General features: G+C 58.8%; 16 protein-coding genes. 5 read left to right on the top strand and 11 right to left on the bottom strand.

Annotated elements, in window-relative coordinates:
• Positions 1 to 497 precede the first annotated feature (497 nt).
• From folK to dksA, 7 genes are all read right to left on the bottom strand, one after another.
• On the bottom strand, positions 498 to 983 hold the full coding sequence (gene folK / locus GIR22_RS08915) for a 2-amino-4-hydroxy-6-hydroxymethyldihydropteridine diphosphokinase (protein WP_178122165.1): 486 nt from the start codon (positions 981 to 983) through the stop codon (positions 498 to 500).
• A gap of 5 nt (positions 984 to 988) precedes the next feature.
• Positions 989 to 2,395, bottom strand: a complete 1,407-nt coding sequence (locus tag GIR22_RS08920) for a polynucleotide adenylyltransferase PcnB (RefSeq protein WP_154742974.1) — start codon at positions 2,393 to 2,395, stop codon at positions 989 to 991.
• A gap of 708 nt (positions 2,396 to 3,103) precedes the next feature.
• Entirely contained in the window at positions 3,104 to 4,537 is a 1,434-nt protein-coding gene (locus tag GIR22_RS08925; protein WP_154742975.1) for a sigma-54-dependent transcriptional regulator, read from the bottom strand.
• A 22-nt stretch (positions 4,538 to 4,559) separates the two neighbouring features.
• The gene (locus tag GIR22_RS08930) at positions 4,560 to 7,514 is read right to left on the bottom strand and encodes a sensor histidine kinase (protein WP_178122166.1); all 2,955 of its coding nucleotides are present in this window, start codon (positions 7,512 to 7,514) and stop codon (positions 4,560 to 4,562) included.
• The gene (locus tag GIR22_RS08935; RefSeq protein ID WP_003176118.1) at positions 7,498 to 7,674 is read right to left on the bottom strand and encodes a hypothetical protein; all 177 of its coding nucleotides are present in this window, start codon (positions 7,672 to 7,674) and stop codon (positions 7,498 to 7,500) included. Before GIR22_RS08935 ends, GIR22_RS08930 begins: the two co-directional genes overlap by 17 nt.
• A gap of 196 nt (positions 7,675 to 7,870) precedes the next feature.
• On the bottom strand, positions 7,871 to 8,758 hold the full coding sequence (gene gluQRS / locus GIR22_RS08940; protein WP_154742977.1) for a tRNA glutamyl-Q(34) synthetase GluQRS: 888 nt from the start codon (positions 8,756 to 8,758) through the stop codon (positions 7,871 to 7,873).
• A gap of 84 nt (positions 8,759 to 8,842) precedes the next feature.
• Positions 8,843 to 9,286, bottom strand: coding sequence for an RNA polymerase-binding protein DksA (gene dksA, locus GIR22_RS08945; RefSeq protein WP_154742978.1), 444 nt, complete (start codon positions 9,284 to 9,286; stop codon positions 8,843 to 8,845).
• A gap of 323 nt (positions 9,287 to 9,609) precedes the next feature.
• On the opposite strand from dksA, the gene GIR22_RS08950 reads away from it, so the two are divergent.
• On the top strand, positions 9,610 to 10,782 hold the full coding sequence (locus GIR22_RS08950; protein WP_154742979.1) for a pyridoxal phosphate-dependent aminotransferase: 1,173 nt from the start codon (positions 9,610 to 9,612) through the stop codon (positions 10,780 to 10,782).
• A complete protein-coding gene (sfsA, locus tag GIR22_RS08955) occupies positions 10,782 to 11,495 on the top strand; it encodes a DNA/RNA nuclease SfsA (protein ID WP_154742980.1) in 714 nt (237 codons plus the stop codon). Before GIR22_RS08950 ends, sfsA begins: the two co-directional genes overlap by 1 nt.
• Here sfsA and GIR22_RS08960 read toward each other — a convergent pair.
• Positions 11,492 to 11,809 carry a Rieske (2Fe-2S) protein gene (locus tag GIR22_RS08960; protein ID WP_154742981.1) on the bottom strand — a complete coding sequence of 106 codons (318 nt, stop codon included), beginning with the start codon at positions 11,807 to 11,809 and terminating at the stop codon, positions 11,492 to 11,494. The two genes, sfsA and GIR22_RS08960, sit on opposite strands and share 4 nt — an antisense overlap.
• A gap of 207 nt (positions 11,810 to 12,016) precedes the next feature.
• On the opposite strand from GIR22_RS08960, the gene GIR22_RS08965 reads away from it, so the two are divergent.
• The 3 genes from GIR22_RS08965 to GIR22_RS08975 are packed head-to-tail and all read left to right on the top strand — an operon-like array spanning position 12,017 to position 14,696.
• Complete coding sequence (locus GIR22_RS08965; RefSeq protein WP_154742982.1) at positions 12,017 to 12,895, top strand: heme/hemin ABC transporter substrate-binding protein; 879 nt, start codon at positions 12,017 to 12,019, stop codon at positions 12,893 to 12,895.
• Positions 12,892 to 13,929 carry a FecCD family ABC transporter permease gene (locus tag GIR22_RS08970; protein WP_154742983.1) on the top strand — a complete coding sequence of 346 codons (1,038 nt, stop codon included), beginning with the start codon at positions 12,892 to 12,894 and terminating at the stop codon, positions 13,927 to 13,929. The genes GIR22_RS08965 and GIR22_RS08970 overlap by 4 nt, the downstream gene beginning before the upstream one ends.
• Before the next feature lie 44 nt (positions 13,930 to 13,973).
• Positions 13,974 to 14,696 carry a heme ABC transporter ATP-binding protein gene (locus GIR22_RS08975; RefSeq protein WP_425502933.1) on the top strand — a complete coding sequence of 241 codons (723 nt, stop codon included), beginning with the start codon at positions 13,974 to 13,976 and terminating at the stop codon, positions 14,694 to 14,696.
• A gap of 259 nt (positions 14,697 to 14,955) precedes the next feature.
• On the opposite strand, the gene GIR22_RS08980 is transcribed toward GIR22_RS08975, so the two are convergent.
• The 3 genes from GIR22_RS08980 to GIR22_RS08990 all read right to left on the bottom strand — a co-directional run bounded on the left by GIR22_RS08980 (position 14,956) and on the right by GIR22_RS08990 (position 17,421).
• The gene (locus GIR22_RS08980) at positions 14,956 to 15,228 is read right to left on the bottom strand and encodes a TfoX/Sxy family protein (protein ID WP_154742985.1); all 273 of its coding nucleotides are present in this window, start codon (positions 15,226 to 15,228) and stop codon (positions 14,956 to 14,958) included.
• A gap of 200 nt (positions 15,229 to 15,428) precedes the next feature.
• Positions 15,429 to 15,773, bottom strand: a complete 345-nt coding sequence (locus GIR22_RS08985; protein ID WP_154742986.1) for a pentapeptide repeat-containing protein — start codon at positions 15,771 to 15,773, stop codon at positions 15,429 to 15,431.
• A 91-nt stretch (positions 15,774 to 15,864) separates the two neighbouring features.
• Positions 15,865 to 17,421, bottom strand: coding sequence for an AAA family ATPase (locus GIR22_RS08990; protein ID WP_178122167.1), 1,557 nt, complete (start codon positions 17,419 to 17,421; stop codon positions 15,865 to 15,867).
• Positions 17,422 to 17,524 lie beyond the last annotated feature (103 nt).

Raw genomic sequence — 17,524 nt, forward strand, 5'->3', positions numbered from 1 at the left:
ACGGACTGGGTGTTACCTCTGTTACTGATGCGATTCAGCAGGGGGAGTCATTCAAAAGGGTGTCGAAGGTCACAAATAGATGTGAGAGCCAGGCATGCCTGCGAAAACTTGAAGCCGCTGGCGCAGCCTGCGATCGGCTGCGCAGCAGTCGTTTGGGCCTTGAGATTGCTGAAGGTCCTGCGGCCCTTATCGCAGCCTCGTGCCTCGGCAGCGGCTACAAAACCGATCACCGATCAACTGTAGCCGCTGGCGTAGCCTGCGATCGGCTGCGCAGCAGTCGTTTGGGGTCTTGAGATTGCTGAAGGTCCTGCGGTCCTTATCGCAGCCTCGTGCCTCGACAGCGGCTACAAAACCGATCACCGATCAACTGTAGCCGCTGGCGCAGCCTGCGATCGGCTGCGCAGCAGTCGTTTGGGGTCTTGAGATTGCTGAAGGTCCTGCGGCCCTTATCGCAGCCTCGTACCTCGGCAGCGGCAGAAACCAGGCCTCCGTTCGCGTCAGGCTGTAGTGAGGCGTTCCAGGCCCACGAACGGGCAGGTGGTGAGCAGGTCGCTGAGCAGGCGGCCATCGGCCAATTGCAGGCTGGCGGGTGCCAGTTCGGCCAGAGGGTAGAGCACGAATGCTCGCAGATGGATCTGGTAGTGCGGTACCTTCAGGCGCGGTTCATCAATCAGTCGGTCACCGAACAGCAGGATGTCCAAGTCCAGCGTGCGTGGGCCCCAACGTTCAAGGCGCTCACGGCCCTGTTCGTTCTCGATGGCTTGCAGTGCATCAAGCAACTCCAGGGGGGCCAGGGTGCTGTCCAGGGCCGCGACCGCATTGGTGTAGCGCGGTTGGCCCGGGAGCAGGGAGTCACTTTGATAGAAGGCGGAGACGCCCCCCAGCGTGGTCTCTGGCAGTTTTGCCAATGCATCGATTGCGCAGCGCAATTGTTGTTCCGGGGCAGCCAAGTTGCTGCCCATGCCGATGTAGATACGCTCCACCGTCGTTACTCGCCAGACGCGTTCGGTATATCGGCAGCGCTCCGTTTGCGCTTGCTGGTGCTGCTGCGGCGACGCTTTTTCGGTGCATCCCCCGTGCCGTCGCCCTTGCCGCCAAGTTCGCGAATCATCTCGCGGCGTCCGCTGTCGTTGGCATCCTGATAGTCCGTCCACCATTCGCCCAGGCCGTCGGTCTGCTCGCCGGCGCTTTCACGCAGCAGCAGGAAGTCGTAACCGGCACGGAAGCGCGGGTTGTCCAGCAACAGGTCGGCGCGTTTGCCGCTGCGCCGTGGCAGGCGCTCCTGCATATCCCAGATCTCGCGGATTGGCATGGTGAAGCGTTTGGGGATGGCAATGCGTTGGCACTGTTCGGCGATCAATTCGTGAGCCGCTTCCTGCATGGCCGGAATCGGCGGCATGCCACGGTTCTGCAGGCGCAGTACCCGTGCAGGCAACGCTGGCCACAACAAGGCGGCAAACAGGAAAGCCGGGGTCACTGGCTTGTTCTGCTTGATCCGCAGATCAGTGTTGATCAGCGCTTCGCTGATCAAGGTGTGGGTGTAGGTCGGGTTGTACTCCAGTGCTTCGGCGCTGGCCGGGAACAGTGGGTCGAACAACTGCAAGTCCACGAGCATTTCGAAGGTGTCGGCGGCATAGCCGGAAAGGAACAGCTTGAGCACCTCTTCGAACAGGCGTGCGGAGGGGATTTCTCGCAGCATTGGCGCCAGCTCGCGAATCGGCGCGGCGGTGTGTTTTTCTATGCCGAAGTTGAGCTTCGCGGCAAAGCGCACGGCCCGCAGCATCCGCACCGGGTCTTCCTGGTAGCGTTGCGTCGGGTCACCGATCAGGCGCAGCAAGTTGTTGCGAATGTCATGTACGCCGTTGGCGTAATCAAGGATGCGCTCGCTGACAGGGTCGTAATACAGGGCATTGATGGTGAAGTCGCGGCGTTGCGCGTCTTCTTCCAGGGTGCCGTAGACGTTGTCTCGCAGGATACGCCCGCTTTCGTTGCGCGAAGACTGGTTGCTGTCTTCCTCTTCATCGTTTTGTGGATGATTGGCGCGGAAGGTCGCTACTTCGATGATTTCGCGGCCGAAGTGAATATGCACCAACTTGAAACGCCGGCCAATGATTCGCGCATTGCGAAATTCGGCCCGCACTTGCTCCGGCGTGGCGCTGGTGGCGACGTCGAAATCCTTGGGGGTGATATTAAGCAGCATGTCACGCACGCAACCACCGACCAGATAAGCCTGGTAACCGGCGTTCTGCAGGCGCTCGACGATGTTCACCGCATAACGGCTGAACTGGGCGCGTTGCAGCGAATGCTGGCTGCTATTGAGCACTTCAGGCGTGCTGCGTTTGTGTTGCGTACGACGCAAGGGAGAACGGAATGACTGGAACAACTTCTTCAGCATGGGATGCACTGTTTGAAGGAATGTTCGGCCATAACCAAGAATGACCGCATGATGGGCGGGGATTCTAGCATTTAGTCGGGGGATGGTGTAGGAACTAGCTGCAAGCCTTGAGCCAGAAGCTTAAAGAAGGGGGGGCAAGCGCTAAATCGCAGAAACTACAAGGGGAGCCGAAGCTCCCCCAGAAGTAGTTGCATGCTCTATTTTTATTATTGGTTGGGCTTTTTGTTTTTGTTGATCGCCCTCGCCATGAAGCTTTACCTTCATAACACTCTCAATCGAGAGTCAAGAGCAAACGGATTGCTTTGGTCGCTGTGTTGCCATGATCAATGATCCAACCAGTTCAGGCTCTGCCTTAGGGCAGTTTTTGTTGTTCTCGGCCTGGTTGCGGGGCAAGCCCCAAATGCAACGCCTCTCCAAAAGAATCAGTTAGCTGCGCCTCCGCCGTGTTGTTTTTATTGTGCGTGAGTCGATTCGTCTTATTTTTATTGTCTTTACATTGCTTGTTATTGTTCTTGTACTAAACCTATAGCAGGGTGCGTGCCAACTTTTGCCAGCCCCAGTAAAAACAGGGGGTTGAAGTGGTTTCGGGTTTTTGATGGGCGAAAAAAAGCCGGGGCTTCGTTACCGTAAGCCCCGGCTTTTGTTACGCAAAATATCTGAGGTAACAGTTTTTTCACATCTGAGGGTGTTACCTGTGGGGGCGCACCCTTAGCTTTCGCTGGCTACCCCGGTCTTGCGCCGTGGAATGCCCAGGCGCTGACGCCGTTCCCACAGGCATTTGCGGCTTACGCCCAGCTTGCGGGCCAACTCGGTCTCGGTCATATGGTCCTGATGCTCAAGAACGAAATGCTGGAAGTAATCTTCCAGTGATAAATCTTCCGTCGGTTCATGACTGGTATTACCGCCGCCCTGTTGTGGGGTCAGGCCGATGAAATCATCATCATCCAAGTCACTGAGCTCGATATCGATACCCAGGAGTTCAGCAGAGATTTCCGGGCTCTCCGACAGGATCACTGCGCGCTCCACCGCGTTTTCCAGTTCTCGCACGTTACCCGGCCAGGAGTAATGTCGAATAGCCTGCTCGGCATCGGTGGCGAACTTCAGGTCGGTGCGGTTGACCCGTGCGCTCTGGCGTATCAGGAACGCGTTGGCGATCTCGTTGACGTCGGCGCCGCGCTCGCGCAAGGCCGGCAGCTTGAGAGCAATGACGTGCAGGCGGTAATAAAGGTCTTCACGGAACTGGCCGATTTTCGCCAGGCTTTTCAGATCGCGGTGAGTCGCCGCGATCAGCCGTACGTCGACCTTCTGCGATTGCACCGAGCCTACGCGGCGGATCTCGCCTTCTTGCAGCACCCGCAGCAGTCGCGCCTGGGCCTCCAGGGGCAGTTCGCCGATTTCATCAAGGAACAAGGTCCCGCCATCGGCGGCCTCCACCAAGCCGGCGCGCCCGGCGCTGGCACCGGTAAAGGCGCCTTTTTCGTGTCCGAACAACTCGGATTCGATCAGGGATTCGGGAATGGCCGCGCAGTTCACTGAAATCATCGGCGCCTTGGCGCGTTTGGACAGGTTGTGCAGGGCGCGGGCAACCAGTTCTTTACCCGTACCGGACTCGCCCTGAATCAATACATTGGAGTCCGTGGGCGCCACTTTGCGGATCTTGCTGTACAGGTCCTGCATCGGTGGGCAGGAACCGATGATACCGATTTCGCCGTTGCTGTTGTCTGCGCCGGCCTTTTCGGCGCCATTGGCGACTTTGCCGGTGGGGCGTTCGGCCGGCGTACTGCTGGCCGACTGTCGGTCGCGCAGGATGCGGGCCACGGCCTGGAGCATTTCGTCGTGGTCGAAAGGTTTGGCGATGTAGTCCACCGCTCCCATCTTCATGGAGTCCACGGCCGAACGCAGGCTGGCGTAGCTGGTCATGATCAGCACGGGAGTGCCTTGGCCGAGCTTGATCAGCTCGGTACCTGGCGCGCCTGGCAGGCGCAGGTCACTGACGATCAGGTCGAACGTGGGGATGCTGAAACGCTCTTGGGCTTCTTGCACCGAGCCAGCTTCGCTGACCTGGTACTGATTACGTTCAAGCAAACGACGCAAGGCAGAGCGGATAATGGTTTCGTCTTCGACGATCAAAATGTGCGGCATTGATTCAATTCTCTCGACGGTCTCAGTTCACAGCGGACGTCGCTTCGACATGACGCGGCAAGGTCACCCGAATACGGGTGCCGCGTTGGCTTTCGGTGTCAGCCGGGCTGTCGATGGTGATTTGTCCATAATGCTCTTCAACGATGGAATAGACCAGTGCGAGGCCCAGACCAGTACCTTCACCCGGATCCTTGGTGGTGAAGAAGGGTTCGAACAGTTGGTCCATGATGTTCTGTGGAATGCCACTGCCTTCGTCCTCGACGATCAGGTCGACGGTGTGCTCGAAAGCCTCGCTCTTGACACGTACCGCGCTACCGGCCGGTGACGCATCGCGGGCGTTGGACAACAGGTTGATCAACACTTGTGCCAAGCGTTGGGAGTCGCCGTCGACCCAATGTTCCGGATCGCACAGGTTGAAAAACTGTACTTCGAAATTGCGCCGGTTCAAGGCCAGCAGCCCAATGGCATCCTGGGCGACCTCCGCCAGGCACACTGCTTCGTCGTGATTCTGATGGGCGCCAGCATGGGCAAAGCTCATCAGCGACTGCACGATGCGTGAGACGCGCTTGGTCTGTTCGAGGATTTGCCCGCTGATTTCGATGATTTCGCCGTCTTCTTCCCGCTCTTCCCGCAGGTTTTGCGCAAGGCAGGCGATACCGGTGATCGGATTACCGATTTCATGGGCTACGCCGGCTGCCAGTCGGCCAATGCTGGCCAGTCGCTCGGAATGCACCAGTTTGTCCTCGAGCATCTGGGTTTCAGTCAGGTCTTCCACCAGTAACACCAGGCCGCTGTTGCCGGGCGCAAGTGGTTCGTCGATGGCGGCTTTGTGCAGATTGAGCCAGCGGGTCTGGCCATCGAGGGCCAGGTGCTGTTTGTGCAAATGTTCGTCAGGCAGGTCGATGAAGCCTTGGAGCAGCTCTTTCCACGGGTCGCCGATGGTATTCAAGCGCGAACCCACCACGCGCTGGGCAGCGATGCCGGTGAGCTCTTCCATGGCTTTGTTCCACATCAGGATCTCTTGATCCTTGGCCAGGGAGCAGACGCCCATGGGCAACTCCTGCAGAGTTTGGCGGTGATAGCGGCGCAGGGCATCAAGCTCGGCGGCCAGGCCCGTCAGGCGTGAGTGGTAGTCCTCCAGCCGGCTTTCGATGAAATGGATGTCTTCGGTAACGTAGTTTTCACCACCCGCCTTGTAGGGCAGGAAAGTCTCGACCATGTCCTGGGACACGCTGGGACCCATCAGGCCCGAGAGGTTGGCTTCGATACGGTCCCGCAGGCGGCGCAGGGCGTAGGGGCGACGCTCATCGAAAGGCAGGTACAGATCACGCAGCGCCTGCTCTACTTCCTTCTGCGCGGCCTTGGCACCTAACGGCTTGGCCAATTGCGTGGCGAATTCCTGGGGAGAGGCGGCATGCAGTTCACGCCGTTGCGGACGGCGCACGTTGTCCACCGCGCAGGCTTCAGCGGCGCTGGTTTCTTCCGGGCTGGCGTTGGTAAATAGCGAGATCAAAGTGAACATCAGTACGTTGGCCGCCAGGGAGGCAATGGCCGCCATGTGCCAACTGGTGTCATCCAGTACGTAGATCATGTTCAACAGCGGAATGTAGAAGCCCTGCAGATCGCTCACCAGTGGCAGCAGCATGGTGATTAGCCACACCAGGATCCCTGCCAGCAGCCCGGCGATAAAGCCCCGGCGATTGGCGGTTGGCCAGTACAGCACTGACAACACACCAGGCAAGAATTGCAGCGTGGCGACGAAGGCGACGATGCCCAGGTTGGCCAGGTCTTGCTCGGCCGCCATCATCAGGTAGAAGCCATAACCGGCCATGATGATCGCAACGATCAGCGCCCGGCGTGTCCACTTCAGCCAGCGATAGATGTTGCCTTCGGCAGGCGGCTGGTACAACGGCAGCACCAGGTGGTTGAGTGCCATGCCCGACAGCGCCAGGGTGGTGACGATGATCAGTCCACTGGCGGCAGACAAACCGCCGACATAGGCCAGTAGTGCCAGGGACTTGCTGTTGGCGGCGATACCGATACCCAGGGTGAAATATTCCGGGTTGGTGGTGGCCCCCAGTTTCAGGCCCGCCCACAGAATCAGCGGCACCGCCAGGCTCATCAGCAACAGGAACAGCGGCAAGCCCCAACTGGCGCTGACCAGCGAGCGCGGGTTGAGATTTTCGGTGAAGGTCATGTGGTACATGTGCGGCATGACAATAGCGGAGGCAAAGAACACCAGCAACAGCGTGCGCCATGGGCCCTCTTGCAGGGGGGTATGCAGGGCAGCGAGGGCGGTCTGGTTTTGCAGTAACCACAGTTCCAGCTGTTGTGGGCCGTCAAACACGCCATACAGCGCATAGAGGCCGACGCTACCGATGGCGATCAGCTTGATGACTGACTCAAAGGCAATGGCGAACACCAGGCCTTCGTGCTTTTCCCGAGTGGCGATATGCCGCGAGCCGAAAAAAATCGTAAACAGGGTAATCAACGCGCAAAAGCTCAGGGCAACCCGATGCTGCACGGGTTCGCGGGTAAGGATGCCGATGGAGTCGGCGACGGCCTGGATTTGCAACGCGAGTAGCGGCAGAACGCCGATCAACATGAAAATCGTGGTCAGCGCCCCGGCCCAGGTGCTGCGAAAGCGAAAGGCGAACAAGTCTGCCAGGGACGACAGTTGATAGGTCCGGGTGATTTTCAGGATCGGATACAGCAGCACCGGTGCCAGCAGGAATGCCCCCGAAACCCCGAGATAGCTGGAGAGAAAGCCATAACCGTACTGATAGGCCAGTCCTACCGTGCCATAAAACGCCCAGGCGCTGGCATAGACGCCCAGGGACAAGGTGTAGGTCAACGGATGGCGAATGATCGCCCGCGGAATCATTCCGCGCTCACTGATCCAGGCTACACCGAACAGCGCGGCCAGGTAGGCGGCGCTGATCAGCAGCATCTGGGTCAGGCTAAAGCTCATCGGCATCTTTTTGGCTCTGCAGGATGAAAGTCACAACGATCAGAATCAGCCAAAGCAGATAGGGCCGGTACCACGCGCCTGTGGCGTCGATCCACCAATCCATGATGGCGGGAGAAAACAGATAGATCCCGACGACCAGTAGAAGGACCAATCGATAGATATACATATTGGCCTCTGATTGAAAACGCGGTAGCGCGATGGTTTTCTGTAGGAGCGAGCTTGCTCGCGAAGGACGTTAACGATAACGCGTGCATTCTGGATAAATGCGGTGCCTTTGAGTTCTTCGCGAGCAAGCTCACTCCTACACTCTGATTGAAAAACTGCGGCGATGGTAACGGATGGGCGCCAAGCTGCAAGAGCCCTTAGTGCAATTGTGCGTCCTCCAGGGTTGGTGTGTGCGGGATCATTGCGGCATTCCAGTGACGAATGCCCCAATCCAGCAACTCCCTAGGGCTGGCGTAAGAGAGTTCTACACCCGGCTGTTGGCCAAGGGCGCGCAATGCTCTGAGCAGCAACGGCGTGGCCTGATCGCGCGCCAGGGGCGGCGAGCGGTAGGACTTGCCCAATTTATGACCGTCCGGCTGGATGATCAGCGGCACATGCAGATAGCGCGGTTGAGGCAGGCCCAGCAGCTCCTGCAGGTACAGCTGGCGTGGGGTAGAGTCCAACAAGTCGGCGCCGCGTACGATGTCGGTGACGCCTTGCCAGGCATCGTCGAGGACCACGGCCAGTTGATAGGCATAGAGCCCGTCGCGGCGGCGGATCACGAAGTCACCGACTTCGCGGCCCAGGTGTTGTCGGAACTCGCCCTGCACCCGGTCGGTGAAGTGGTAGGCAAGCTCCGGCACCCGCAGACGGATCGCGGTGTCTTCCAGGCCGTGACCGGCGTTACGACACAGGCCGGGATAAATGCCGTTGTAGGATTCCAGTTGTTTGCGTGAGCAGGTGCAGGCGTAGGCCAGGCCGTGGCTGAACAGGCGGTTCAGCACTTCGGCGTAGGCATCGTGCCGTTCGCTTTGTCGGACCAGTTCACCGTCCCATTCAAAACCGTAACTTTCCAGAGCGCTGAGGATAGCCGCCTGGGCGCCGGGCTCTTCCCGCGGAGGGTCGAGGTCTTCCATGCGCATCAGCCAACGGCCGTTGCTGGCGCGGGCGTCGAGGTAGGAGGCGAGGGCGGCGACCAGGGAGCCGAAGTGCAAGTGGCCGCTGGGCGTGGGGGCGAAGCGCCCGATATAGGAGGAGGCTGTCATAGTCCGGATATTACTGGAAAACCGGTAAACGCCAGAAACAAAAATGGGGCGTTCACACGCCCCATTTTTACTGTTCGGCGGTGATTACTTGCCGACCTGTTTTTCCTTGATTTCCGCCAAGGTCTTGCAATCCACACACATGTCGGCGGTAGGACGGGCTTCCAGACGGCGAATACCAATCTCGACACCGCAGGATTCGCACCAGCCGTAGTCTTCATCCTCGATCAGTTGCAGGGTCTTGTCGATTTTCTTGATTAGCTTGCGCTCGCGATCACGGGCGCGCAGTTCAAGGCTGAACTCTTCTTCCTGGCTGGCACGATCTGCCGGGTCAGGGAAGTTGGCCGCTTCGTCCTTCATATGGTCAACGGTACGGTCGACCTCCTGCATCAAGTCTTGTTTCCACTTCTGCAGGATCTTGGTGAAGTGCTTGCGCATGGGCTCGCCCATGTACTCCTCGCCCTTCTTTTCCACGTAGGGTTCGAAGCCGCTTAGGCCTTGAGTTTGCTGTTGCTTTGCTTGGGTGGGCATGAATGGACCGCCTCTCACTCTTCTAATCCATTGCGCAGGATTGCAACATCACCGACACCTGCCGGCCCTGCGGCTGCAAGCGGGCGAACTTACCAGATAGATCCGGGGTGCGCCACTCCCGGTTGTCGAAGCCCCGTTTTGTGAGGGGTGCAAACAGACATAGGCCGTAGCAGGGCGGGGCTTGTACTGCCTGGAAGGTTAATTTTAGCCGATTTGCCGACACTTGCCCGAAACGCCAAGCACGGATGTTGGGACAATAGAGCATGTATTGCGCCGCCGGTTGGGTAGAATCGGGGTTTGTCCTCATCAGTTAAGGAAGGCTAATGGCTCAGCCCTACAGCGCGCGCAGTCGCGCTATCGAACCGTTCCATGTCATGGCGTTGCTGGCGCGAGCCAACGAATTGCAGGCTGCCGGTCATGATGTGATTCACTTGGAAATCGGCGAGCCGGACTTCACCACTGCCGAGCCCATCATCAAGGCCGGACAGGCGGCGCTGGCCAATGGCAAGACCCGCTATACCGCAGCTCGCGGGCTGCCGGAGTTGCGCGAAGCCATCAGCGGCTTCTACCAGCAGCGCTACGGCCTGGAGGTCGACCCTGAGCGTATTTTAATCACCCCGGGAGGCTCCGGCGCCTTGCTTTTGGCGAGCAGCCTGTTGGTGGATCCGGGCAAGCACTGGCTGCTGGCGGACCCAGGTTACCCGTGCAACCGACACTTCTTGCGGTTGGTGGAGGGGGCGGCGCAACTGGTCCCGGTAGGGCCCGAGGTACGCTATCAACTGACAGCCGACCTGGTGGCGCGTCATTGGGGCCCGGACAGCGTGGGTGCGTTGGTCGCCTCGCCAGCCAATCCCACCGGCACTATCCTGACGCGCGAGGAGCTGGCTGGGCTGTCGAGCGCGATCAAGGCGCGCAACGGGCACTTGGTGGTGGATGAGATCTATCATGGGCTGACCTATGGCACCGATGCCGCCAGCGTGCTGGAAGTGGACGACGAAGCCTTCGTTTTAAATAGCTTTTCAAAATATTTTGGAATGACCGGCTGGCGGCTGGGCTGGCTGGTGGCCCCTCCTGCTGCGGTGGGTGAGCTGGAAAAGTTGGCGCAGAATCTCTACATCAGTGCACCGAGCATGGCACAGCACGCAGCCTTGGCCTGTTTTACCCCGCAAACCCTGGATATTCTTGAAGCGCGCCGGGCCGAATTCGGCCGTCGGCGCGACTTCTTGCTGCCCGCACTGCGAGAGTTGGGTTTCGGGATCGCTGTCGAGCCGGAGGGTGCTTTCTATTTGTACGCAGATATCAGCGCATTTGGCGGCGATGCCTTCAAATTTTGCCAATACTTTCTGGAAACCGAACATGTGGCCTTCACGCCTGGCCTTGACTTTGGTCGTTATCAATCCGGGCACCATGTGCGATTTGCCTACACGCAAAACCTTGATCGGCTACAGGAAGCCGTGGAGCGAATTGCCCGTGGCTTGCAGAGCTGGCAAGGCTGATGCGCTTTCATCCTCCTCTTGAAGAAGGACGGTTGATTCGTCGTTACAAGCGTTTCCTCGCTGACATCGAAACCGTTACCGGCGAATTGTTGACCATTCACTGCCCGAACACGGGGTCGATGTTCAATTGCCTGGTTGAAGGTGGACAGGTCTGGTTCAGCCGTTCCAACGACCCCAAGCGCAAACTCCCCGGCACCTGGGAAATTGGCGAAACCCCGCAAGGCCGTTTGTTTTGTGTAAACACTGGCCGAGCCAACGGGTTGATCGAAGAGGCGTTGCGCGCGGGGTTGATCAGCGAATTGAACGGTTTTAGCGAGTTGAAGCGCGAAGTGGCTTATGGCCAGGAAAACAGTCGCATCGATTTTCGTCTCGATTACCCCGACGGTCCGGCGTATGTGGAAGTCAAAAGTGTGACTTTGGGGTTCGATGGCTCACGGGTAGCGGCATTTCCCGATGCGGTGACCCAGCGCGGGGCCAAGCATTTGCGTGAACTGGCACACTTGGCCCGCGAGGGTGTGCGGGCTGTGCAGTTGTATTGCGTCAACCTGTCCGGTATCGACGCAGTGCGTCCTGCTGAAGAAATTGATGCGGGCTATGCGGCGGCATTACGGGAAGCCAAGGCCGCCGGGGTGGAAGTGTTGGCGTACGGCGTGCGGATTACTTCAGAGGAAATCTACGTCGACCGGCGGTTGGACGTGATCTTGGGCGACTAGAGTCGTACCCACAGGCCCTGTTCGTCTTCGCGGCCGGGCAGGGCGACCAGGCTTTGGCCTGCGCAGGGACCGGCGACGCACTCACCGCTTTCGATCAGGAACAGGGCACCGTGGGTGGCGCACTGGATCAGGCTGGCGCTGGGGTCGAGAAATTGGTTCGGCTGCCACTCCAGCGGCACACCGCGATGGGGGCAACGGTTGATATAGAAGTAGGCCACTCCTTCCCGACGCACGGCAAACAGCTTGCGGCCGTCTATATCGAAACCGAGGCTGGCGTCTTGCGCTAGGTCGTAGGAAGGGCAAAGAAACTTCATGTTGATCCTCAAGGACCGCTGTTTGCGGGCTGCAGGGCTATCCTGGGTTTGTCGGCGAGCCCAGTGCTTGACGTTCAAATGCAAATAATTATCAAATGCCTGATTCGCCCGCTAGGTAACTGCGTGCTCAGTACGATGCCAGACAGTGTCGATCCGTCACATGGCCGAGTGATTCAGTGGGCCCACTCCTTGGAAGGAAACCCTTTTATGCGCCTGAGTGCCAGCGCTATTGCGCTTGTTGTCGGACTGCTGGTCAACCACGGGGCCCAGGCCTCGGAACCGTTGCAGCGTTGGGTCAGCGCTGGCGGTGCATTGTCGGAGTGGGTGACGGCCCTCGGTGCCGAATCGAAGTTGGTGGGGGTCGACACCACCAGCCAGCATCCGGAGTCCCTCAAGGCCTTGCCGAGCATTGGCTATCAGCGTCAACTCTCTGCAGAAGGCATCCTCAGTTTGCGTCCGCAAATACTGGTAGGTACCGAAGAAATGGGCCCGCCACCGGTGTTGGCGCAAATTCGTAGCGCGGGTGTGCAGGTGGAGATGTTTTCTGCCCAGCCCGATCTGCCGACCCTGCAGGGTAACCTCCAGCATTTGGGCAAGTTGCTGGGCAACGAGGTTAAGGCCGCTGAGTTGTTTGCTGATTATCAGCGGCAACTTGAGCAGCAAACAAATTGGGTAACCAAGGCTCGAACCACGCAAAAGGTGCCGGGTGTGCTGTTATTGCTGGGCCATGCCGGTGGCAAGCCTTTAATTGCCGGTAAAGATACTGCGGCTGACTGGATGCTGCGGCAAGCAGGTGGGCGTAACCTGGCGACCCACACTGGCTACAAGTCGTTTTCCGTCGAATCCCTGGCGGGCCTGAGCCCTGACGTGTTGGTAGTTGCTGATCGCACCCTGACGGGAGATGCCGCTCGTACAGCGCTGTTCAAGGAGAATCCTATTCTTGCTTCAACCCCTGCGGCAAAGCATGGTCGCGTCTTCGAGTTGGACCCCACCCTGCTGGTGGGCGGCCTTGGGCCGCGTCTGCCCCACAGTCTGGTGAGGCTGTCCGCTGGGTTCTACCCGTCCCTGGCTAAAACTTCCCCATGACCACTCTGGTTAAACCCCGTGCGTTGTTTGTTGGCCTGAGCCTGCTGTGTGTATTGGCGATCTGGCTGTCATTGGCCCTTGGGCCAGTCAGCCTGCCGTTGCTGGATACGTTGCGAGCCGCCTTGCGCTTGCTTGGCGTGCCGATTGAAGCCCAGGGGCTGGAGCAGGCGGAATTGATCCTGGGGCAGATTCGCTTGCCGCGCACCTTGTTGGGGCTGGCGGTTGGCGGTGTACTGGCGCTGTCGGGCGTCGCCATGCAAGGCCTGTTTCGCAACCCGTTGGCTGACCCGGGCCTGGTAGGTGTGTCCAGTGGTGCGGCGCTGGGGGCGGCGGTTGCGATTGTCGGTGGTGCATTCTTTGGCGGTTTGCCAGATACCCTTGGGCCGTATCTGCTTTCGTTGTGTGCGTTTCTTGGAGGCTTGGGTGTGACGGCACTGGTCTACCGTCTGGGGCGGCGCAACGGCCAGACGAATGTCGCCACCATGTTGCTCGCCGGTATCGCGCTGACGGCTCTGGCCGGTTCTGCGGTCGGGTTGTTTACCTATCTGGCCGATGACGCCACTTTGCGCACCCTGACCTTCTGGAACCTGGGCAGTCTCAACGGTGCCAGCTATTCGCGATTATGGCCGCTGTTGCTGGTGAGCGGTGGTGTAGCACTGTGGTTGCCACGTCGAGCAAAGGCGCTGAATGCATTGTTGCTTGGTGAGTCGGAAGCCAATCACTTGGGCATCAATGTCGAAGGGCTCAAGCGTGAGTTGGTTTTTTGCACAGCGTTGGGTGTCGGTGCAGCAGTGGCGGCGGCGGGAATGATTGGTTTTGTTGGGTTGGTGGTGCCCCACCTGGTACGTCTCTTGGCGGGGCCCGATCATCGGGTGCTACTGCCTGCATCTGTGCTGGCGGGGGCAAGCTTGCTCTTGTTTGCCGATCTGGTGGCCCGCCTGGCCTTGGCGCCGGCGGAACTGCCGATCGGTATCGTTACGGCGTTTATCGGAGCGCCGTTTTTTCTCTACCTGTTGCTACGAGGGCGCGCCTGATGCTGCGAGTGCAAGCGTTGCAGATCCGTCGTGGCAAGAAAATCGTGCTGACGGGCGTTACCCTCAATGTGCAACCGGGCGAAGTGCTTGGCGTGTTGGGCCCCAATGGCGCCGGGAAAAGTACATTGTTGGGTGCCTTGTGCGGTGAACTACAGCCGGATCAAGGCAGCGTCTGGTTGGATCAGCGGGAGTTGAAAGACTGGAGCGGGGCACAACGGGCCCAACGGCTAGCGGTGTTGCCGCAGGCGTCGACCCTGGATTTCGCCTTCCGCGTTGAAGAGGTCGTGGGCATGGGGCGCCTGCCTCATCAGACTGGTCGGGCACGGGATGATGAAATTATCAGCAGCGCCTTGCACGCCGCCGACATTGGCCACTTGAGTGGGCGCAGTTACCTGGCCTTGTCCGGTGGTGAGCGCCAACGTGTGCACCTGGCGCGGGTGTTGGCGCAACTCTGGCCGGGAGAGGCAGGGCAGACCTTATTGCTGGATGAGCCGACCTCGATGCTTGATCCGCTGCATCAGCATACAACCCTGCAGACCGTTCGCGCTTTTGCAGACCGAGGCGCTGGCGTGCTGATAATTTTGCATGACTTGAACCTGGCCGCTCGCTACTGTGATCGCATTCTGTTGCTGGAGGACGGGCGTCCCCATACCTTGGACACTGCCGCGAAAGTCATGCAGCCCGGCCCCCTGAAGGCGGTGTTTGGGCTGGATGTATTGGTTCAGCCGCATCCCGAGCGAGGGCATCCGTTGATCATTGCGCGCTGAGTGCCAGGTGGATTGGTTGGTACGCTGCAGAGCATTTTCTTCAGGCAAAAAAAGACCCGGCAAGAGCCGGGTCAAATAACCGTGATTAGCCTGATGAGGAGATAATCTGAGAGTCCGAACCAATGGTCTTTCAGTTATCGGCTGATCTCGCGACCAGCCGTGATAATCATAACGATTCTCATTTGAGAGTCAACATTTGTTTTTCGACTTCCCTCAAAACAGGTTTGGAGTTCTTGGGGGCATGGGGCAAGTAGCCTGTTCAGTTCTTGTTGCGTGCTGAAAGAGCTTCCAGTTCACGATTCAATGCATTCTTGCGCTCAGCAGGAATGTCGTTCCAATGCATGTCCAGCAACGCTCCTTCGATGGCATACAGCAGCACTTTGGAAGCCCTGAACCCCCGAGTTCTTACAGCCCGGTAGGCATCTACTGCCCCCAGGCGGCGAAGATCCGATGCGCTATGGATGCCCACTGCATGCAGCCACTGCGCCGAGGTCTTGCCAAGATTTTTCAGGTGTTGCAGCTCATCATTCATTAAGCCTCCTTGCGACAGCCGAATGGTGCGGTGGGTATCGTGACCGGTAAGCCTGAAAGGAGTGTAGCGCTCAGTAGGAAAACTGTAGTTGTTTGGTCGGCAATGATGCAAAAGCTTCTAAGGCTGGGGTAGGAGTCTGCGGCGTGGGCAGGCGTGAAGGGCCCGTAGCACTGGGCACATAAGCGCAGAAGGTGACTGCGTTACCGGATGCGGTAACGCAGGCGAGTGCCGAAATTGACCGACATGAGGATCTCGTCAGCGCTCAGCTCTGGTGGGAAGTAGGTGCCCGAGATTTGCGCATGGGCCAGGCTGGCGCCTTCCAGGGGGCAGTCGCGCAAGTCCAGGCCGCGTAGGTCGGCTGAGCGGAAATACGCGTCAGTGAAATCCACACCCTCGGCGTTCAGGTCTCGCAGGTCCAGGCCACGAAAGTCACCACCGCGCATGTCGACGGTCGCCTCTTTTGGGCGTTCCCGATTGAACCCATGAATGTCGTCTTTATGCAGAAGGGCGTACAGCGAGGAATCAAGAAGCTTCGGCTGGCTCATAACGGCGTCTCCTGTTGGATCTGTGGCGCCATTATAGTGCCACTATCTCTTGGTCGTGAGTCAATGAAGACTCTTCGACCAAGAAACTTTCTTACAGGCCGGGCAGGCGCTGACGAATGTGCGCGACCAATGCGTCGAGTGTTCCACTTTCATTGGTCTCGACTCGCTTGCTGAGCAGCAATTCCTCGGCGCTGAGCGGGTCGCGGTTGGCTTGCTGCTCTTCAATGATGGTCAGTGTGGCGTCGGACGGATCGTTTTTGTCTGCCTGACGTTGTGCCAGCCAACTGGCGATAACAGCTGATGGTGCGTTGCAGTCGAGGATCAGAAACGGCGCACCGGTCGCTTCGGCGATCTTGGCCGCTGCATCGCGTTGTTCGCGCTTGAGGTAGGTGGCATCCAGCACCACCGGGAAACCGGCGCGCAGTACCGAGTCGGCAATCGAGTTCAAGTGCGCGTAAGTAGTGGTGCTGGCATCGGCCGTATAGATGCCAGCTTGCGGCGTATTTTCGATGTGCTGTTCGCCAAACAGGCGCTTGCGCTCCACATCCGAACGCAATCGAACGGCCCCCAGCGCTTCCACCAGGCGCATGGCCACATGGCTTTTGCCGGTTGCAGATACGCCATGGGTGATGGCCAGGAAGCGCGACGGGATAGTGCTGTAGCTTTCTGCCAGGTTGGCGTAGTTACGGTACTGGCGCAGGGTGGTTGCGCGCTGCACGGCGGCGGCTTGGGCTGGCATGCTGAACAGGGCGATCTTGGCTCTTACCAGCGCGCGATAGGCTTTATAGAAGTTGAGCAACTCCAGGCCCTGATAGTCGCCGGTCAATTCCAGGTATTGGCTGATAAAACGTCGGGCCAGGGATTTGAGGCCGCGGTCTTCGAGGTCCATGGCCAGGAAGCCGGCGTCGGCGTATACGTCGGTAAAGCGAAACGGTTCGTTGAACTCGATGCAGTCGAAGATCACTACATGGCCATCGATGAGGGTGGCGTTGCCCAGATGGATATCACCGTGGCATTCACGAATGAAGCCGTTGAGCTTGCGCTGCTCGAGCAGCGGCTTGAGGCGCTCGAAGCTGCTTTCGGCCCAGGCCTGGAGGGCGTCCAGTTGCAGCAGGTCGGCCTTGTCGCTGAGGAACGGGCGGATTTGCTCGAAGTTCTGCCGTACCGGTGCCATCACCTCTTCCGGGGTGCCGGCCACGTGATCTTTCGGGACCTTGGGTGCATTGAGGTGAAAGTGCGCTATCTGTTTGGCCATCTCATCGATGTGGGCAGTGGTCAGTTCGCCATTGTTCTGCAGGGTGCTGAGCAATTGGCTTTGTGGGAATTGACGCATTTTCAAGGCGTAGTCGATGATCGGGCCATCACCCTTCAATTGTGGCGCCTCGATACTGCCGGTGATCGGCAATACCTCAAGGTACAAATCTTCGGTCAGGCGCTGGTTGAGGCGCAGCTCTTCGTTGCAGAAGTGGCCTCGGGCATCCACGTTGGTGAAGTCGAGGAAGCCGAAATTGACTGGTTTCTTCACTTTATAAGCATAGGGGCCCGTGAGTACGACCCAGGAAATGTGGGTTTCGATGACTTGAAACTCATCCACCGGATGAGGGTAGAGGGCAGGGTTTTGCAGGGCAGCGATCAGGGACTGGCTCACGGGCGATCCTTCAGAGTCTGGAAAAAATCATGGCGGGCATTATGGCTGCTGCAGCCTGTCGTGCAAACCGCTGCCCGGTTCATGTTGATCATCAATAAAGTGC

Source organism: Pseudomonas karstica (assembly GCF_009707515.1).
GTDB classification, from domain to species: Bacteria; Pseudomonadota; Gammaproteobacteria; order Pseudomonadales; family Pseudomonadaceae; genus Aquipseudomonas; species Aquipseudomonas karstica.